The organism is Mesorhizobium sp. CO1-1-7 (genome assembly GCF_020164885.1).
GTDB lineage: Bacteria > Pseudomonadota > Alphaproteobacteria > Rhizobiales > Rhizobiaceae > Mesorhizobium > Mesorhizobium australicum.
Genome location: NZ_JAIUHA010000002.1, coordinates 462,717 through 480,504, shown reverse-complemented (window position 1 = coordinate 480,504; position 17,788 = coordinate 462,717). Strand labels below are relative to the sequence as shown.

At 62.8% G+C, this 17,788-nt stretch carries 19 protein-coding genes; 5 read left to right on the top strand and 14 right to left on the bottom strand.

The features are described 5' to 3' along the window. Nucleotides 1-75 precede the first annotated feature (75 nt). The gene (locus LB516_RS05855) at nucleotides 76-720 is read right to left on the bottom strand and encodes a hypothetical protein (protein ID WP_224719109.1); all 645 of its coding nucleotides are present in this window, start codon (nucleotides 718-720) and stop codon (nucleotides 76-78) included. Between the two features lie 220 nt (nucleotides 721-940). On the opposite strand from LB516_RS05855, the gene LB516_RS05850 reads away from it, so the two are divergent. Together LB516_RS05850 and LB516_RS05845 are read left to right on the top strand one after the other, a co-directional pair. Beyond that, nucleotides 941-2,620 (top strand): electron transfer flavoprotein-ubiquinone oxidoreductase, encoded by a 1,680-nt coding sequence (locus LB516_RS05850; protein ID WP_224719108.1) that lies wholly within the window; start codon nucleotides 941-943, stop codon nucleotides 2,618-2,620. A 138-nt stretch (nucleotides 2,621-2,758) separates the two neighbouring features. Next, complete coding sequence (locus tag LB516_RS05845) at nucleotides 2,759-3,355, top strand: DUF922 domain-containing Zn-dependent protease (protein ID WP_015318608.1); 597 nt, start codon at nucleotides 2,759-2,761, stop codon at nucleotides 3,353-3,355. Between the two features lie 63 nt (nucleotides 3,356-3,418). On the opposite strand, the gene LB516_RS05840 is transcribed toward LB516_RS05845, so the two are convergent. The 5 genes from LB516_RS05840 to LB516_RS05820 all read right to left on the bottom strand — a co-directional run bounded on the left by LB516_RS05840 (nucleotide 3,419) and on the right by LB516_RS05820 (nucleotide 7,094). After that, on the bottom strand, nucleotides 3,419-4,429 hold the full coding sequence (locus LB516_RS05840) for an endonuclease/exonuclease/phosphatase family protein (protein ID WP_224719188.1): 1,011 nt from the start codon (nucleotides 4,427-4,429) through the stop codon (nucleotides 3,419-3,421). Between the two features lie 146 nt (nucleotides 4,430-4,575). Then, nucleotides 4,576-6,036, bottom strand: a complete 1,461-nt coding sequence (locus tag LB516_RS05835; RefSeq protein ID WP_224641891.1) for an AMP nucleosidase — start codon at nucleotides 6,034-6,036, stop codon at nucleotides 4,576-4,578. Between the two features lie 117 nt (nucleotides 6,037-6,153). Then, nucleotides 6,154-6,348, bottom strand: coding sequence for a hypothetical protein (locus tag LB516_RS05830; protein ID WP_015318605.1), 195 nt, complete (start codon nucleotides 6,346-6,348; stop codon nucleotides 6,154-6,156). 40 nt (nucleotides 6,349-6,388) lie between these two features. After that, nucleotides 6,389-6,544 carry a hypothetical protein gene (locus tag LB516_RS05825; protein ID WP_224598326.1) on the bottom strand — a complete coding sequence of 52 codons (156 nt, stop codon included), beginning with the start codon at nucleotides 6,542-6,544 and terminating at the stop codon, nucleotides 6,389-6,391. A gap of 208 nt (nucleotides 6,545-6,752) precedes the next feature. Then, nucleotides 6,753-7,094 carry a DUF2147 domain-containing protein gene (locus LB516_RS05820; protein ID WP_140618524.1) on the bottom strand — a complete coding sequence of 114 codons (342 nt, stop codon included), beginning with the start codon at nucleotides 7,092-7,094 and terminating at the stop codon, nucleotides 6,753-6,755. A 439-nt stretch (nucleotides 7,095-7,533) separates the two neighbouring features. Between LB516_RS05820 and LB516_RS05815 the strand changes: the two genes are divergently transcribed. Both LB516_RS05815 and LB516_RS05810 read left to right on the top strand, forming a co-directional pair. Then, complete coding sequence (locus tag LB516_RS05815) at nucleotides 7,534-7,800, top strand: sel1 repeat family protein (protein WP_010915070.1); 267 nt, start codon at nucleotides 7,534-7,536, stop codon at nucleotides 7,798-7,800. A gap of 427 nt (nucleotides 7,801-8,227) precedes the next feature. Then, a complete protein-coding gene (locus LB516_RS05810; RefSeq protein WP_140718108.1) occupies nucleotides 8,228-9,349 on the top strand; it encodes a branched-chain amino acid ABC transporter substrate-binding protein in 1,122 nt (373 codons plus the stop codon). Nucleotides 9,350-9,430: 81 nt separating this feature from the next. Here the strand turns inward: LB516_RS05810 and LB516_RS05805 are convergent, their stop codons facing one another. The 7 genes from LB516_RS05805 to LB516_RS05775 all read right to left on the bottom strand — a co-directional run bounded on the left by LB516_RS05805 (nucleotide 9,431) and on the right by LB516_RS05775 (nucleotide 16,234). Then, nucleotides 9,431-11,416, bottom strand: coding sequence for an acetyl/propionyl/methylcrotonyl-CoA carboxylase subunit alpha (locus tag LB516_RS05805; RefSeq protein ID WP_224719107.1), 1,986 nt, complete (start codon nucleotides 11,414-11,416; stop codon nucleotides 9,431-9,433). A 49-nt stretch (nucleotides 11,417-11,465) separates the two neighbouring features. After that, nucleotides 11,466-11,840, bottom strand: a complete 375-nt coding sequence (locus tag LB516_RS05800) for a hypothetical protein (protein WP_224719106.1) — start codon at nucleotides 11,838-11,840, stop codon at nucleotides 11,466-11,468. 120 nt (nucleotides 11,841-11,960) lie between these two features. Beyond that, nucleotides 11,961-12,491, bottom strand: a complete 531-nt coding sequence (locus LB516_RS05795; protein WP_224719105.1) for an O-acetyl-ADP-ribose deacetylase — start codon at nucleotides 12,489-12,491, stop codon at nucleotides 11,961-11,963. Between the two features lies 1 nt (nucleotide 12,492). Further along, complete coding sequence (locus tag LB516_RS05790; RefSeq protein ID WP_224719104.1) at nucleotides 12,493-14,100, bottom strand: carboxyl transferase domain-containing protein; 1,608 nt, start codon at nucleotides 14,098-14,100, stop codon at nucleotides 12,493-12,495. A gap of 1 nt (nucleotide 14,101) precedes the next feature. Further along, the gene (locus tag LB516_RS05785; RefSeq protein ID WP_140726725.1) at nucleotides 14,102-15,265 is read right to left on the bottom strand and encodes an isovaleryl-CoA dehydrogenase; all 1,164 of its coding nucleotides are present in this window, start codon (nucleotides 15,263-15,265) and stop codon (nucleotides 14,102-14,104) included. Continuing rightward, the gene (locus LB516_RS05780; RefSeq protein ID WP_224719103.1) at nucleotides 15,234-15,884 is read right to left on the bottom strand and encodes a TetR/AcrR family transcriptional regulator; all 651 of its coding nucleotides are present in this window, start codon (nucleotides 15,882-15,884) and stop codon (nucleotides 15,234-15,236) included. Before LB516_RS05780 ends, LB516_RS05785 begins: the two co-directional genes overlap by 32 nt. A gap of 65 nt (nucleotides 15,885-15,949) precedes the next feature. Further along, entirely contained in the window at nucleotides 15,950-16,234 is a 285-nt protein-coding gene (locus LB516_RS05775) for an acylphosphatase (protein ID WP_140788136.1), read from the bottom strand. A gap of 68 nt (nucleotides 16,235-16,302) precedes the next feature. Between LB516_RS05775 and LB516_RS05770 the strand changes: the two genes are divergently transcribed. After that, nucleotides 16,303-16,572: a hypothetical protein gene (locus LB516_RS05770; protein WP_181174105.1), complete on the top strand. Its 270-nt coding sequence runs from the start codon at nucleotides 16,303-16,305 to the stop codon at nucleotides 16,570-16,572. Here the strand turns inward: LB516_RS05770 and LB516_RS05765 are convergent. Further along, nucleotides 16,569-17,681 carry a pyridoxal phosphate-dependent aminotransferase gene (locus tag LB516_RS05765; RefSeq protein ID WP_140878548.1) on the bottom strand — a complete coding sequence of 371 codons (1,113 nt, stop codon included), beginning with the start codon at nucleotides 17,679-17,681 and terminating at the stop codon, nucleotides 16,569-16,571. The two genes, LB516_RS05770 and LB516_RS05765, sit on opposite strands and share 4 nt — an antisense overlap. Nucleotides 17,682-17,788 lie beyond the last annotated feature (107 nt).

Below are 17,788 nucleotides of genomic sequence, written 5' to 3'. Positions count from 1 at the left end.
CGGGCGGGATCAATTTGCAACCTCGGCGAGGTCGATGGCGGCAGCCAATCCCGCCTGCCAAGGTGAGGTCGCGGTCTAGCCAGTGGGTATGCGTGGATCCTGAACCAAATAGAAGGTCCATCGCGGCGTGTAGTCGGTCATCAGGAATTCGAAGCTGGCGGTCTTCAGCGGGTCCACCTTGCCGTTTTTGAACAGCAGTCGGTCATAGGGCTCGAAATCGCGGTCGAAATCGGCGAAATTGCTCGACCAGATATTGTCGGGCGTCTTGTTGCGCTGGTCGAACGAAAGCCCGTCTCCGAACACGCTTGGCTGGTCCAGTATTTCCTGAAGCTCGAACTGGAACTCGATCCAGGCCTGGCCGCTGTTGTTGAGCGCGTCGATGCGCATATACATGATGCCATTGGCGAACTCGCCTGCTCTGCCGAATGCCTGGATCGGCTTTGTGGTGCGGATGGTCAGCGTCACGGGTGTCGCCGAATTCAGCTCTTCGGTGATGACCAGCGGATCGTCCTTGGTTCCGATGCCGGAGGCTCCGGTGATGCGGAAACCGCCAAGCTCGTCGGAAAACGAGTATGCGCCTGTCGCCCAGACCTTCACTTCATCCGCGACGGCATGACACGGGCTCGACGCCAGAAGGGCCAAAATAAGCGCCCGGCAGGCCCGGCCGGGCGTTGATGGAAAGCGCGTCGAAGAGAAGCCGCCTGGCCCGGGAATGCGCATGGCGGGAAGTATGGCCGATAAGCAAGCCGTCGAACAATAAAAAACGCAAGCCTCGCGGGCCGCGCCGCGCGGAAATGGCCTCTCTGCCGCGCAAAGCGCGACTTTTTGGCCAAATCGGCATTGTCACGTATGCGCCGGTTTCCTGTCGCCAATTGATGCGCTATGCAGCGCAGGAGCCAGCAAGATACGCCAACGGCGGCAAGCCAGTGCGGAGGGGTTGATGAGCGATATCGAACGCGAAAGCATGGAATTCGACGTGGTCATCGTCGGTGCCGGACCGGCCGGCCTTGCCGCGGCCATCCGCCTCAAGCAGGTCAATCCCGAGCTCTCCGTCGTCGTGCTGGAAAAGGGCGGCGAAGTCGGCGCCCACATCCTGTCGGGGGCCGTCGTCGATCCGATCGGCATCGACCGGTTGCTGCCTGGCTGGCGCGAGGAGGATGGTCATCCCTTCAAGACACCGGTCACTGCGGACCATTTCCTGGTGCTCGGCCCCGCCGGTTCGTTCCGCCTGCCCAACATCTTCATGCCGCCGCTGATGAACAACCACGGCAACTATATCGTCTCGCTCGGCAATGTCTGCCGCTGGCTGGCTGGCAAGGCCGAGGCGCTCGGCGTCGAGATCTACCCAGGCTTTGCCGCGGCCGGCCTGCTCTACAATGAAGAAGGTGCCGTCACCGGCGTCGTCACCGGAGACATGGGCGTCGAGAAGGACGGCACGCATGGTCCGGGCTTCGCGCCGGGCATGGCGTTGATGGGCAAATATGTGCTGATCGGCGAAGGCGCGCGCGGTTCGCTGGCCAAGCAGTTGATCGCTAGATATAAACTCTCCGATGGCCGCGAGCCCGGCAAATACGGCATCGGCCTCAAGGAACTCTGGCAGGTCAAGCCGGAGAACCATCGGCCGGGTCTGGTGCAGCATTCCTTCGGCTGGCCGCTGGACATGAAGACTGGCGGCGGTTCGTTCCTCTATCATTTGGAGGATAACCAGGTGGCGGTCGGCTTCGTCCTCCACCTCAATTACAAGAATCCCTATCTGTCGCCTTTCGAGGAATTCCAGCGCTTCAAGACCCATCCGGCGATCGCGGGCACGTTCGAGGGCGCCAAGCGCCTGGGCTACGGCGCGCGCGCCATAACCGAGGGCGGCTGGCAGTCGGTGCCGAAATTGTCGTTCCCGGGCGGTGCGCTGATGGGGTGCGCGGCGGGCTTCGTCAACGTGCCGCGCATCAAGGGCTCCCACAATGCGGTACTGTCGGGGATGCTGGCGGCCGAGCATGTCGCCGAGGCGATCGGCGCCGGCCGAGCCAATGACGAGCTTTCCGCCTATGAGGATGCCTGGCGGGCGACCGACATCGGCAAGGACCTGAAGAAGGTGCGCAACGTCAAGCCGCTGTGGTCGCGCTTCGGCACCATCATCGGCGTCAGCCTCGGCGGCCTCGACATGTGGCTGAACACGCTGTTCGGCGTCTCGCCCTTCGGCACGCTGAAGCACGGCAAGGCCGACTATGCCACGCTCGAGCCTGCCGCCCAGCACAAGAAGATCGTCTATCCGAAGCCGGATGGCGTGCTGACCTTCGACCGTCTGTCCTCGGTGTTCCTATCCAACACCAATCACGAGGAAAACGAGCCGGTCCATCTGCTGGTCGGCGACATGGACCTGCAGAAACGCTCGGAACATGATGTCTTTGCCGGACCTTCCACACGCTATTGCCCGGCCGGCGTCTACGAATGGGTCGACAAGGACGGCAACGCCGCCGCCGACCCGCAGGCGAAGGATGTGCGCTTCGTCATCAACGCGCAGAACTGCGTCCACTGCAAGACCTGCGACATCAAGGACCCGAACCAGAACATCGACTGGGTGCCCCCGCAAGGCGGTGAAGGACCGGTCTACCAGGGCATGTGACCCCTGCGCCGCCGGGCCGTCCAGGGCGCGGCAGCAAAATTGCAGCGGAGTTCTGGCTTCGAGACCATGCAGCGCAGCAGAATCGTTGAAACTATCACCGGCTTATGGTTCCCTTCTCCTGGGACAAGGAGAAGGCCGATGCGCCGGACAGTTCTGACATGCCTCGCCGTCATCGGGACACTGTGCGCGCCTGAGGCCTTTGCCGGCACCAGGGCAATCGTCCAGACGCGGACCTACGACATCACGGGAAACTCGGGTACGGCCTTCATCGACGCTATGGACAGCAAGGGGCCCAAGCATGGCTTCATGACGCATGCCATCGCCACAACCGCCTATACGGTCGACTGGGATCTCGGCGGAGGCCAGGACAACGGCGTCTGCCGGCTGCGGCGGGTCAACGGCACGCTCAATCTGTTCTACACCTTCCCTCGCGTCGGCTCGCCCATGGCGCCGACGTTGAAGAGGCGTTGGAACAGGTTTTTCGCCGGTGTTCGCGCCCATGAGGAAACACATGGGCGCATCGCCAGGGAGATGATGCGCGTGACAGAAAGGTCGATAACTGGCCTGCGGGTCGCCAACGACCCGTCATGCGACAAGGCGCGCCGCGAGGCTCGGCTTCGCATCAAGGCCGTTTATGCAGAATATGAGGCGAGGCAAAACGCCTTCGATCGGCGTGAGCATCGCGATGGCGGCCATGTCGAACATCTGATCGCTGCCTTGATCGGGAAACCTTGAACGAGCAATCCGTTCGCCATCTCAACGCTTCGCCGCGGCGCGGGTGCTCCATTCGTTGACGCGTCAGCCGTGCGGCTCAGCAGGCAAATCGTGCGCCGCGAGCGCGGTGGCGTGCCCATCCTCAGGCTGTTTCTCATCGGACCGGACCGAAAATTCGACCAGCACCGGCAGGTGGTCGGAGCCGGTATCTTCCAGCCGCCTCGAAGACAGGATCGTCACGCCGCCTTTGCTGAACACCTGGTCGATCGGCAGGCCTGCATAGCGGCGCAGGAAGTCCGGCAGTGTCCGGTGGATCCAGGTCGGGCCGGCGGAAGGCATGAGTGTCAGCCCGCCGAGAGCCGCGACCCGCCGCACCGCGGCACTCCACGGCACGGCGTTGCAATCGCCCGCCATGATCGCGGTCTCGCCGAGCGCGGCCAGTGGCTGCGCCAGTTCGCCGATCTGCCAGTATTGCTCCTTCGGCCAGGGCCAGCTCAAATGAATCGCGGCGACATCGACATCGGTGCCGCCGAAGTCGACCGTGGCGATAGCCATCGCGCCGCGCGGCTCGCAGCGCGGCGCGGCGTCGGCGGCAAAGGGCCGGCGCGACAGCAGCGCCACGCCGAACATGCCGTTTGGGTAGGGGCAGAGGATTCGGTAGGGGTAGGCGCTGGCGATGTAGCCAAGCTCGGTCGTCCACATCTGCGACACCTCGTCGAGCGTGATCACGTCCGGATTGGTGCGGCCGATCAGTGAGAGCACTTTCTTAGGTGTTGGGTTGTTGAAGCGCAGATTCATCTGCAGCAGGCTGTAGACGATCTGGCCGGTCGGCTTGGCGGCCGCCTGTTGTGGCCACCATTTGGGCAGCGCACCCGTCGTTGTGGCCAGGCAGGAAATGGCGAAAAGCAGCCCACCCGCCGCTTGCAGCCGAAACGAGCTGGCGAGCAGCGGCAGCGCCAGAAGTGCCATCAGCACGCTGAGATGAATGCGGAAATGCGAGAAGGAATCGAACGCCGGGTGCAGCGTGCCGAAAAATCCGGCCAACAAAGCGGCCGACAATGCCGTCATCGCCAGGAATGCCAGCCCAGCCGTCATGTTCAAGCGCGCGCCTGTTGCCATTGAGGTCGTGTCTGCGAGGTTGTATCCGCTGAATGCCGCCTGTCGGTCCGTTGGATTTGCTTATCGGCCAAATTGCGGCCTGAGCAAGACGACGAATTGCCTCGCCGAGGCTTCGCGGTCGCCTACTGGAATGCCGTTTCCGAAAAGCTCCGGAGCTTGCGCGAATGCAGCCGCTCCATCGGCATCTCCGCCAGCTTCTCCATCGCCCTGATGCCGATAGTCAGGTGCTGCGCCACCTGCCGCTTGTAGAATTCGGTTGCCATGCCAGGCAGCTTCAACTCGCCATGCAGCGGCTTGTCGGAAACGCACAGCAGCGTGCCGTAGGGGACGCGGAAGCGGAAGCCATTGGCGGCGATGGTCGCCGATTCCATGTCGAGCGCAATGGCGCGCGACTGCGACAGGCGCTGCACCGGTCCGCGCTGGTCGCGCAGTTCCCAGTTGCGGTTGTCGATGGTGGCGACGGTGCCGGTACGCATGATGCGCTTCAAATCATAGCCCGACAGGCCAGTGACCTCGGCGACGGCTTCCTGCAGCGCGACCTGGATCTCGGCCAGCGGCGGGATCGGCACCCAGACCGGAAGATCGTCGTCCAGCACGTGGTCCTCGCGCACATAGGCATGCGCGAGCACATAGTCGCCGAGCGCCTGGGTGTTACGCAGCCCGGCGCAGTGACCAAGCATCACCCAGGCATGTGGCCGAAGCACCGCGACATGGTCGGTGATGGTCTTGGCGTTGGAAGGACCCACGCCGATATTGACCATGGTGATGCCGCCATGGTTCGGCTTCTTCAGATGGTAGGCCGGCATCTGCGGCAGGCGCTGTGGCGCTACGCCTTCGCTGGGCGCGCTCTGCCCGGCCCGGGTGATAACGTTGCCAGGTTCGACAAATTCCGTGTAGCCGTCACCGCCCTTTTCCATCAGGTCGCGGGCGCGGGCGACGAACTCGTCGATATAGAATTGATAGTTGGTGAACAGCACGAAGTTCTGGAAATGCTGCGGGCTGGTTGCGGTGTAGTGCGTCATGCGGTGCAGCGAATAGTCGATGCGCTGCGCCGTGAACGGCGCCAGCGGCCGGGGCTCGCCGAAGGCCACTTCGAACGTGCCATTGGCGATCTGATCGTCGGTGCCGTCGAGATCCGGCACGTCGAACAGGTCGCGGATCGGCCGCTTGATGCGTTCGGCAGCGGCGCCGTCGACATAGGTGCCTTCCAGAAAAGCGAAATGCAGCGGGATCGGGGTGGTCGATTCCGAGACGGCTACCGACACGCCGTGATTGCGCATGATCAGCCGAAGCTGCTCGATGAGGTAGGTCTCGAACAGGTCCGGCTGGGTAACCGTGGTGGCGAAATGCCCTGGTGTTGGCATGTGGCCATAGGCCTGGCGCGAGTCGACCTGGGTGAACGAACTCGTGGTGACGCCGATCTCGGGGTAGAAGGCCCGGTAGCGCTTGCTGCTGTCGCCGCCGGCGGCTAGGGCCGCGAAGGAATCGCGCAGAAACTTGGTATTGCGGTCGTAGAGCACCTGCAGCGCGGCAACGGCCTTTTCGGCGTTATCGAAGCTTTGCCGGCCAAAGGGCTCGGGCATGACGACAGATTCGATGGCTTGGGGATAGATTCGCTTTTCCATGGCTCAATATAGAGACTTGGACGGGCGGTTGGGAGGGGGCTCGCCGCCGAAGGCGCTCAAAGCGCGCTTTTTTCTTCAACCCCGCTGCAGGCTGACCAGCAGCACGAACCCGACGCCGGACTTTCTGAGCGCCGGCGCCTCGATCGTCGAGCCGCTATCGGCGCGCATCATCGGCACCGCCAGGACCGGAGCGGCCAGAAGTATCAGGATGAGCGCCGCCCGCGGCAGGAGCCGGAGGGTCTTGGAGAGGTTGGCGGCGATGCGGTTCATGATCTCTGTGCTTTTCTTTTCGAGGTCCGGGTTCTCTGCTTCAGTGACGAAAATCGGTCGGGCAGGCGAGATGGCACATTCTGGTGGCGCCGTCCCAGGAGCGCGGGGAACGGCCCGCTTCGGCGACAAGGATGGCGAAGAACATTCCAAACAGGCTCATCAGCAGGCAGACGATGGCGAAGCGGCGAGCAAGCATTGGGTCCGTGTCTCCTTCAACACGCATGAGAATGCCCTGACGCCTCTGAACCGACTCTGATGCCGGCGTTCATCTGCCGTTCAAATTGATTGAAGGGATGTTGACTGGGTTGCGGCAACCAGAATGCCGACCGAGCGCTGCCTGCTCATCGACAGAACGAAAACGGGGCCCGCCAGGCCCCGTTTAGAGATCACACGGAAATGGTCGCTTAGAGTTTGTGCCAGGTCTGGCTCTTGCAGATCAGTCCGCCGAGCACGCAACCGCTCATCTTGAGCGAGGCGCCCGACAAGGTTGCCTTGCCCGAATAGGTCTTGTCATTTGCCGGATCGGTGATGTTGCCGGTGTATTTGTTGTCGCCGGCCGCCTTGAGCGAGCCGATGGTCTTGCCGGCATATTTGCCTGATTTGAGCGTGATGGAGAACGAGCTGCTGCCTGAAATGGCAGCGGTGTCGCCGGCTTGCGTTTTCCAGTTGCCCTCGATCGGATCGGCCCACGCCGCGCCGCTCAGGATCAAAGTGGCCGCCAGGGCCAGGCTCACTTTTCGAGACATGTCTTCCTCCCTTTGGATAGCCGGCCGAATGCTCCGCCTCGCCGGTCTGCCGCTTACGCAAACGTAAGCTAATCCAGCTTCCGTCAAAACGAAAGCGGTGCCGCGACGGAAGGTTTTGGCATTTCGAAAGCGCCTGAATTCGCCCTGTCGGCCCGGAAATGAAAACGACCAGCGCCTCGTGTTTGCTTTCTAGGGTTAGCAGAGTGTTGACCGCGCGCTCGAAAATTTTCGGCAAATTTGGCGAAAACCAGCTGAATTGCTGGCTTCGTATCCTTAACGAATTTTCGCGTTTACCTCTTGTTTTAGCTTTGTTTTCCTCAAATTAAGCACGCCATTTAACGACGGATTCAAGCCTGCGCGGCATTCTCGAAAGCATCGAAAGAGCGGCCCGGACAAGACGAACGGAGGCAGCTCTCGGGAGCCAGACAGGGGACTAAAAATGGCACGTTTTGAAATGCTTGAAGCAGGCTTCGGCGCCATGGGGGCAACTGCCCAGGCCGACATTCTTTTCGAACTGGGCATGATGTATGCGACCGGCCGCGATTGCGAAACCGACGTCGTTGCCGCCCACAAATGGTTCAACATCGCCGCCATCAAGGGATCGGCCCGCGCCGCCGAGTTGCGCTCGGAACTCTCGGCGGCCATGTCGAAGGTCGAGATCGCCAAGGCGCTGCGCGAAGCCCGCGAATGGATGACCATGCACTGAGTTCCGCCAGACGGAGACGCTCCGGCCAAGACCGCAGAAAGACGGTCGGGCCAACAGGGAAAAGGCTGCGCAAACAGCCAGGCCACGGCCATCGACAACGAGAATGCGGCACGCCGACAGGTCCAAGCCGCGCGACGGACCATGATCCCGAAGACTCCGGTTTTCGGAAGGATCATGGCCAACATGAAGACAGGGAAGGTGGGTTGGGTTCACAGCGCGGGGGCGCCGGGGAAACAGCCTGACCGGCAAAAAAAGCCACGACCGGCCGGAACAAGGCTGGCGTGGCTTTTTGCGTGGATGAGGCCGCGCAGGCCTAATCGAGTGGCGCCAATGCGCCTAGACAGGTCCGATGAAGGATGAAATTGTCCCGCCTCTCTGGAAGAAGCGCGGCCGGGCGGCCGCGCGTGAGTGGAGGAGTTCTATTGTCATGAAAAAAATGAGTGTTTTGAGCGCGGCCATTTTCGGCCTGATGATGAGCGCGCCGGTCGCGTTCGCCGATGACATCACCATCTCCGTGGTCGGCCCGATGACCGGACAGCTCGCCACCATCGGCGATCAGTTCAAGCAAGGCGCACAGGCCGCCGCCGATGCCATCAACGCGGCTGGCGGCGTCAACGGCTCCCAGATCAAGCTCGACATCGAGGACGACCAGTGCGATCCCAAGCAGGCGGTGTCGGTCGCCAATCGCATCGTCGCCAACAGCGTCAAGTTCATCGACGGGCATGCCTGCTCGGGCTCCAGCATTCCGGCCTCGGCGGTCTATGCCGAAGCCGGCGCCCTGATGATGAGCCCGGCTTCCTCGAACCCGGTGCTGACCGATGCGGCCGCCAAGGCCGGCTGGTCGACAATCATGCGTCTCTACACGCGTGACGACGCGCAGGGCGCCTTCATCGGCCCGTGGATCGCCAAGAAATACGCCGGCAAGAACGTCGTCATCCTGCACGACAAGAGCGCTTACGGCCAGGGCGTGGCTGATGCCGTCAAGGCGACCATGAATACCGGTGGCCTCAAGGAGGTCTATTATGACGCCATCAACCCCGGCGAGAAGGACTATTCGGCGCTTGTCACCAAGCTGAAGGATCTCAAGGCCGATGTCGTCTATTTCGGCGGTTATCATCCTGAAGCTGGCCTGATCCTGCGTCAGTCGGCGGAACAGAATTTCAAGTTCCAGCTGATCATGCCGGACTCGATCGCTTCGCCGGAATTCTGGCAGGTTGCCGGCCCGGCCGGCGAGGGCACGATGTTCGTGTTCCCGTCGGATCCGCAGGCAAAGCCGGAAGCCAAGGCAGCCGTCGAGAAGATCAAGGCCGGCGGCTTCGTGCCGGAAGGCTTCACGCTGTTCTCCTATGCCGTGGTCCAGGCATTCGCCGAAGGCATCAAGCGTGCTGGCAGCGATGATCCGGCCAAGGTTGCCGAGGCGCTGAAGAATGGCACGGCGATCAGCACCGTTGTCGGCGACGTCACCTTCGACGAGAAGGGCGACCTCAAGAATGCCAGCTACGACATCAACCAGTGGCATGACGGCAAGTACGCGCCGATCGCGCAGTAATCGCCCTGGCGGTCGGGTACTCCAAGGGAATGGCCGGGTTCGTCCTGGCCATTTCCGTTTGCGGTCCGCGGTGCGCTCCTTCTATCCGCCGGCGGCCGCGGTGGACGCGTTCTGGTCCTCGGCGAACCGCACCAGCACTGTCCCGTCGGTGACCTGTGCGCCTTCCCCGGCGACCTCGGCGATCACCCCGTCATGCGGGGCGGCGATGGTGTGCTCCATCTTCATCGCCTCGAGGATCAGCAGAGGTTGTCCTTTGATCACAGCGTCGCCTTTCGCCACGCGCACAAGCTTGACCAGGCCCGGCATCGGTGCGCGCAGGCTGCCGGTGGCGGCGGCCGCTTCATCGCTCCTGGCCAAGGGGTCCGGCACCGCGAAAGTGTAGCCGACGGCGCCTTCGAACGCTGTGATGTGGCCAGGCCAGCGGGCGAGGCGGGGAACGGCGCGAAGATCATGCGAATCGGTGCTGTCATAAGGCGCATCGAGCGCCACCTGGAAGCGCCCGTCCGATCGCACTGATATCCTTGCCTGAATGGCTTCGTCGCCGAACGTCAGCCGCATGCGCCGCGCCACGCCGTGGAAATGCGCATAGCCGGCGAGTGACGACCATGGGTCGTTCGACGGCGGCAGTGCTCCGGCGCCCGAGGCCGCCAGGGCGGCAGCCGCGATGATTTCGCCGGTCGGCGGCGCGACCGCCGTCAACGCCTCCTGGTGTCTGCCGATCAGGCCGGTATCGATGTCTTCAGCCGCAAAATCCGGATCGGCGGCAAGAGCGGCAAGAAAAGCGGTGTTGACGGTGGAGCCGGCAATCTCGGTTTGCGCGAGCGCGGTGCGGAGCGCCTCCAGCGCCGCCCGTCTGTCTCCGGCATGGACGACCAGCTTCGCGATCATCGGGTCGTAATAGGGCGAGATGGCATCGCCAGCCCGCACGCCGGTCTCGATGCGTATCGCGGCGCCTTCGGGGGCAACGTCCAGAAATCTAAGGTGGTGCAGCGTGCCTGTCGCCGGCAGAAACCCCTTGGCCGCATCCTCGGCATAGATGCGCGCCTCGAAAGCATGGCCGCAAAGCGTGATCTCGCTCTGTGTCTTCGGCAGTCTTTCGCCGCTGGCGACCCGTAGCTGCCATTCGACGAGATCGGTGCCGGTGACCATCTCGGTGACCGGATGCTCTACCTGCAGCCGGGTGTTCATTTCCATGAACCAGAAGCGATCGGCCTCGAGGCCTTGCGAGGCGTCGACGATGAATTCGATGGTGCCGGCGCCGGAATAGTTGATTGCCTTGGCGGCCTTCACCGCCGCCTCGGTCATTGCCTTGCGCAAAGCCGGCGTCATGCCGGGGGCGGGGGCCTCCTCGATTACCTTCTGGTGGCGGCGTTGCGCCGAACAGTCGCGCTCGTAGAGATGCACCGCATTGCCGAAATTATCGCCGAACACCTGCACTTCGATATGGCGCGGCTTGTCGACATATTTCTCGACCAGCACGCGGTCGTCGCCGAAAGCGGCCTTTGCTTCGCGCCGGGCGCTGGAGAGTGCCTCGGAAAAGTCATCGGGATGCTCGACGCGGCGCATGCCCTTGCCGCCGCCGCCAGCGCGCGCCTTGATCAGCACGGGATAGCCGATCTCGCGGGCCTTTGACGCAAGCAGCACGATTTCCTGCGCCTCGCCATGATAGCCCGGAACGACCGGAACGCCGGCTTTTTCCATCAGCCGCTTGGCGGCGTCCTTCAGCCCCATGGCGCGGATCGAGGTCGCCGACGGGCCGATGAAAACGAGACCGGCGGCTACCACCTGGTCGACGAAATCGGGGTTTTCCGACAGGAAGCCGTAACCGGGATGGATGGCCTGCGCACCCGTGGCCAGGGCCGCGGCGACAATCCTGTCACCGCGCAGATAGCTCTCGCCGACGGGCGAAGGACCGATATGGACCGCCTCGTCGGCCATCTCGACATGCAGGGATCTCGCGTCGGCATCCGAATAGACGGCGACAGTGTGCACGCCCAGCTTGCGAGCCGTGCGGATGACGCGGCAAGCGATCTCGCCCCGATTGGCGATCAGGATTTTCGTGAACATGGAGCCTCCCGGGTCAGTATCGGGCGGCGCCATTTTGGTAGGCACCGGCCTATTTCGAAGCGGCGATCTCGCAGGCGCCGCCGGTGGTTACCTTGTAGTGCGCGCGCGTGGCCAGACAGGATTTCATAGCCAGTTCTTCCGCTGCCTTTTGTGACGGCGCGTTCAGATGCCCGCCGCAGATTATGTATGATGACATGATCCGGGCATAAGGCGTGGTGGCGTAGGCCGAATGGCCGCCGGCCGCCACATAGGCCTTGTAGGTCTTGGTACATGGATCTTTCAAATTTCGTGGCAAATAGGGCGGGAAACGCTTGTCTCCCTCGCTTCCCGCCAGCGATCCGGCCACGCCCGCGCCATGCGCGGCGGTTAGCAGCAATGCCGAAAGTATTAAAGTAGACACATTCCGTGAATATTTCCGTTTCATTCTCACCCCATCCCCATTGCAAAGTGCAGCAGGAGCGATAGCGAATATTCTCCGGCGCCGCCAGAGCTGCGGGATGAGCTCGCGATTTCGTGAGCGAACGAAAGGCCTGGCCTATAAAATTCAATCTCCACCCAATGTTGCAAGATGTTGACGGTATAGTTCCGCCATCGCTTCGTCGAAGCAGCAGAAAACAACGATTTCGGGAAGCGCGTTGTGCTTGATGAAGTCATTGACCTCATAGACGGCGATTTCGGTCGCCTCGTCTTTCGGGTAGCGGTAAACACCGGTCGAGATCGCGGGAAACGCCACCGAACGGCAATCATTGGCGGTCGCGAGTTCCAGCGACCTGCGATAGCAAGAGGCCAGCAGTTCGGCTTCGCCCTTGCCGCCGCCCTGCCAGACCGGCCCGACCGTGTGGATGATATGTCGAGCTGGCAGCTTGTAACCCTTGGTGATCTTGGCGTCGCCGACCCTGCATCCGTTCAACATCCGGCATTCTATCTCGAGCTCACGACCCGCCGCGCGGTGGATGGCGCCATCGACTCCACCGTCGCCGAGAAGCGAGGTGTTGGCAGCATTGACGATGGCGTCGACATCCAGCTTCGTGATGTCGCCGGTGTGGATGCGGATCCTGTCTTGGGCCTTGCTCATCTCACATCCTGAACACGCCGAAGCGTGTCTCCTCGATCTCGGCGTTGAGCGACGCGGAAAGGCTGAGCGCCAGCACCTCGCGTGTCCTGGCCGGATCGATGATGCCGTCATCCCAGAGCCTTGCCGAGGAATAGAGCGGATGGCCTTCATGCTCGTACTTCATCAGGATCGGCTTCTTGAATTTCGCTTCCTCCTCGGCGCTCCACTCGCCGCCCTTTCGCTCGATGCCTTCGCGCTTGACCATGGCGAGCACGGTTGCCGCCTGTTCGCCGCCCATCACCGAGATGCGTGCGTTCGGCCACATCCACAGGAAGCGCGGTGAGTAGGCGCGGCCGCACATGCCGTAGTTGCCGGCGCCGAACGAACCGCCGATGATGACGGTCACCTTCGGCACCCTGGCGGTCGCCACCGCCATCACCAACTTGGCGCCGTCCTTGGCGATGCCGCCCGCCTCGTATTTGCGGCCGACCATAAAGCCGGTGATATTCTGAAGGAAAACCAGCGGAATCTTGCGCTGACAGCACAACTCGATGAAGTGCGCGCCCTTCAGCGCGCTTTCGGAAAACAGCACGCCATTGTTGGCGATGACGCCGACCGGCATGCCATGGAGGTGGGCGAAACCGGTGATCAGCGTGGTGCCGTAGTTCTGCTTGAACTCATCGAATTCGGAGCCGTCGACGATGCGCGCGATCACCTCGCGCACGTCATAGGGCTGGCGCAGGTCGGTCGGGACGATGCCATAGAGCTCTTCCGCGGGATGAAGCGGCTGATGAGCTTTCTGTAAGCTCAGGCTTACAGCCTTGTTCCGATTCAGGTTCTTGATGATGCGCCGGCAAATGGCGAGCGCGTGTTCGTCGTCCAGCGCATAGTGATCGGCGACGCCGGAAAGCCTGGTGTGTACATCCGCGCCGCCCAATTCCTCGGCGCTGACGTCTTCGCCGGTGGCCGCCTTCACCAGCGGCGGTCCGCCGAGGAAGATGGTCGCCTGGTTGCGCACCATGATCGTCTCGTCCGACATCGCCGGCACATAGGCGCCGCCAGCGGTGCAGGAGCCCATGACGCAGGCGATCTGCGGAACGCCGGCAGCCGACATGTTGGCCTGGTTGTAGAAAATGCGGCCGAAATGCTCGCGGTCGGGAAAGACCTCGTCCTGGTTGGGCAGATTGGCGCCGCCGCTGTCGACCAGATAGACGCATGGCAAATTGTTCTGCAGCGCGATCTCCTGCGCGCGCAGATGCTTCTTCACCGTCAGCGGATAGTAGGTGCCGCCCTTCACCGTGGCGTCGTTGACAACGACCATCACCTCGGTGCCCTCGACGCGGCCGATGCCGGCGATCAGGCCGGCCGACGCAATCTCCTCGCCATACATGGACCATGCAGCGAACTGGCCGATCTCGAGGAAGGGCGAACCGGTGTCCAGCAATTGCGCCAGACGTTCGCGCGGCAGCAGCTTGCCACGACCGACATGGCGATCGCGGGCCTCATCCGAGCCGCCGCGCTCGACTGTCGTGGCCTTTTCAGCGATGTCGGCAACCAGCGCGCGCATGCGCTCGGCATTGGCACGGAAGGTTTCGGAGGAGGGCGAGATCTGGGTTTGGAGGATAGCCATGCTACACCCCCTCCGCCATGATCTCGCGGCCGATCAGCCAGCGACGGATCTCGCTGGTGCCGGCGCCGATCTCGTAGAGCTTCGCGTCGCGCAAAAGCCGGCCGGTCGGATAGTCGTTGATATAGCCGTTGCCGCCAAGCAGCTGGATGGCGTCGAGTGCCATCTGCGTCGCTTTCTCGGCGGCGAACAGCACGCAGCCGGCTGCATCCTTGCGGCTGGTCTGGCCGCGGTCGCAGGCGGCGGCGACGGCGTATACGTAGGCACGCGCGGCGTTCATCGCCGTATACATGTCGGCAAGCTTGCCTTGCACCAGCTGGAATTCCCCGATCGGCTGGCCGAACTGCTTGCGCTCGTGAACATAGGGGATCGCTACGTCGAGGCAGGCCGCCATCAGGCCGATCGGGCCGCCGGCAAGCACGGTGCGCTCATAGTCGAGGCCGGACATCAGCACCTCGACGCCGCGTCCTTCCTCGTGCAGCACATTGTCGAACGGCACCTCGACATCCGAAAAGACCAGTTCGCCGGTGTTGGACCCCCGCATGCCGAGCTTGTCGAGTTTCTGCGCCACCGAAAACCCCGGCATCGCCTTTTCGACGATGAAGGCGGTGATGCCGCGCGATTTCCGGTCCGGGTCGGTTTTGGCGTAGACGACCAGCGTTTCGGCATCCGGGCCGTTGGTGATCCACATCTTGGTGCCGTTGAGCACATAGCGGTCATTGCGCTTTTCGGCGCGCAACTTGAGCGACACCACGTCGGAGCCGGCGCCGGGCTCCGACATGGCAAGCGCGCCGACGTGCTCGCCCGAACATAGCGGCGGCAGGTATTTTTCCTTCTGTGCCGGCGTTGCCCAGCGGTTGATCTGGTTGACGCAGAGATTGGAGTGGGCGCCGTAGGAAAGGCCGACCGATGCCGAGGCCCGTGAGATTTCCTCGACCGCGATCACGTGGGCGAGATAGCCCATGCCGCTGCCGCCGAAATCGGGATCGGCGGTTATGCCGAGCAGGCCAAGAGTGCCGAGTTCTCCCCATAGATGCGCCGGGAATTCGTTCTCGCGATCGATGTCAGCGGCTATTGGCGCGATTCTGTCCTGGGCGAAGCGGCGCACCAGGTCGCGCAACGCCTCGATGTCCTCATCATGCCCGAAGCTGAGCGTGTTCGTGTACATGCCGTTCCTCCCCGGTACCAACGCCAATGTTCGCGCCGACCAGGCGCATTGTCATCGAAAGGTATGTCTGCGTGACCTCGGCGATCGACAATCGCTCGCCCGGCCGGAACCAAACGATGACGCCGGTCATCATCTGGATCAGAGCCATGGCCGTCAGGCCGGTGTCCTCGATGCGGAAAAAACCCGCCTCGGCGCCATCGCGCAGGATCGAACGCAGTTCCTTTTCGTAGGCCGTGCGCATGCGCAGGATCTGTGTCAGCCTGTCGGGCGACAGGCTGCGCAATTCCATGTTCGACACATGTGTGGCGTGGCGGCGCCGGATATGAAAGGCGATGTGGTTGCGCACATAGGCGGCAAGCTGCCGCACCGGATCCGCGTCGGCCGGCCTGGAACGCTCCCAGGCCTCGCGAAGCGCTTGCATATGGTCGCGCATCAGCGTGAACAGCAGGTCTTCCTTGGTCGGAAAATAGCGATAGAGCGCGGCCGCCTGCACGCCGACCTCGGCGGCCAACTGGCGCATCGACATTGCTTCATAACCGTAACGCGCAATCAGGGTGGCCGCCGCTTCACGGACTGCCGCTTCGGTTCGCTCGCCGTGTGATCCTGTGGTGCGCGCCATCGTCGCCTCGTGACGGCAGAATAATAAAACAAACGTTCAATTAATTCAAGCAGGCGGAAATCCGTCTATCCGATGATCCTGAAATCTCCAGGCGTGGCCCAGGTTTCCAGCTCTTCCACATCGATGCGAGAGACAGCCGCGCCAGGCGGGCCTTGCCGAAGCCGTTCAATCATGGCCGCAATCGCCGCGTCGGCGCCGGTAAGCCATGCCGTCACCGAGCGGTCTCTTTCGTTGCGCACCCAGCCCAACAGCCCGAGCCTTGTCGCTTCATCGCGCGTCCACGCCCTGTAGCCGACCCCTTGGACCGTGCCGTATATGTGCGCCTGCACTGCCCTTTTCCGCTCATTCATGGCTCGCTCCCGTTCCATAGAGTCTGGCGCAGCATCGAACGAAGGCAACGGTTGAAACGGTGACCCCGATGAAAATCGAGGGCCTCCGTTCCAAATTTTCTGCCGCCGGCCTGACCGAGATGTGTACCGATCCCGCGCCACTCCGGCCGCGCGTTCTTTCGCTCACCGCGCGCGGCCAGGCCGCGCTTGCCGCACTTCATGCGGCCACGGATCGTGATCTGGCCCGCCTGACCGCGGGCTTGAATGACAGGGAAGCCGCGGAATTGTCGGATGTGCTGGCGCGTGCCGGACATCTGCTCGGCGCCGCGATGGCTCCCGAGCGCCGCGAAGTGCCCTAGTTTCCGCGCGCCGCTGCCAAGGCGCCAGGCAATTCCTCGGCGAAGATGTCCAGTTCGTGGGCGAGACCGACGCTGACGCGGATGCAGTGGTCGAGCCGTGGCGCCATCGGCTTGCGGATGAAGACGTCGCGCGACAACAGCCCCTGCAGCACTTTCACGGCGAAAGCACCGTCATGGCCGCAGTCGATGGTGACGAAATTGGTCGCCGAGGCGAGCGGCTTCAACCCGTTCTGTTCGGCGATATCGGCAATGCGCCGACGTCCGGCGGCGACCCGGGCCACCACCGTCTCGAGATAGGCCTGGTCGGCGAGCGCCTCGACGCCGGCGATCTGCGCCATGCGGCTGACGCCATAGTGGTTGCGGATCTTCTCGAAGTCGCTGATCACTTGCGTCTCGGCCAACGCATAGCCGCAGCGTATGCCGGCAAGTCCATAGGCCTTCGAAAAGGTTCGCATGCGGATGACGTTCGGCCGCGAGATGTCGATCGGCGGCAGGGCCGAGGCTGGTCCCAATTCGCCATAGGCCTCGTCGAGCACCAGCATGGTGGTTTCCGGCAAGGCTTCGATGAAGCGGATGACCTCGTCGGCTTCCCACCAACTGCCCATCGGATTGTCCGGGTTGGACAGATAGACCAGCGGCGCCTTCTCCCTGACGACCGCATCCAGCAGACCGTCAAGGCTTTCGCGATCATTCTCGTAAGGGACGGTCACCAGCCGGCCGCCGACACCGGCAATATGGAAGTTGAAGGTCGGATAGGCGCCGAGCGAGGTGACCACGGCATCGCCAGGCGCCACGTACATGCGCGCCACCAGGCTGAGCAGACCGTCGATGCCTTCGCCGACCACGATATTTTCGACCGCCACATGGTGATGCGCCGCAGCCGCGACCTTCAGATCGTAATTGTCCGGGTCGCAATACATCCACTGGTCGCGCGCGACGCTCTCCATGCGGGCGATGACGCGCGGCGAAGGACCAAAACTGCTCTCATTGGCGCCGATACGGGCACGGAAAGCGCGCCCGCGCTCACGCTGCTGCGCTTCGGGGCCGACAAACGGCACGGTCGACGGAAGCGCTGCGATGAGGGGTGAGAGGGCAGGGCGCTGAGGCATGTCGGAAGCTCGCTTGGAAGGGACCTTCTTGCTAACGTGACCGGATGGTTGGCGCAAGGTCGCCACGCTACACCCTCAACACTGGATTCCTTCGCCTCTTTTTGATA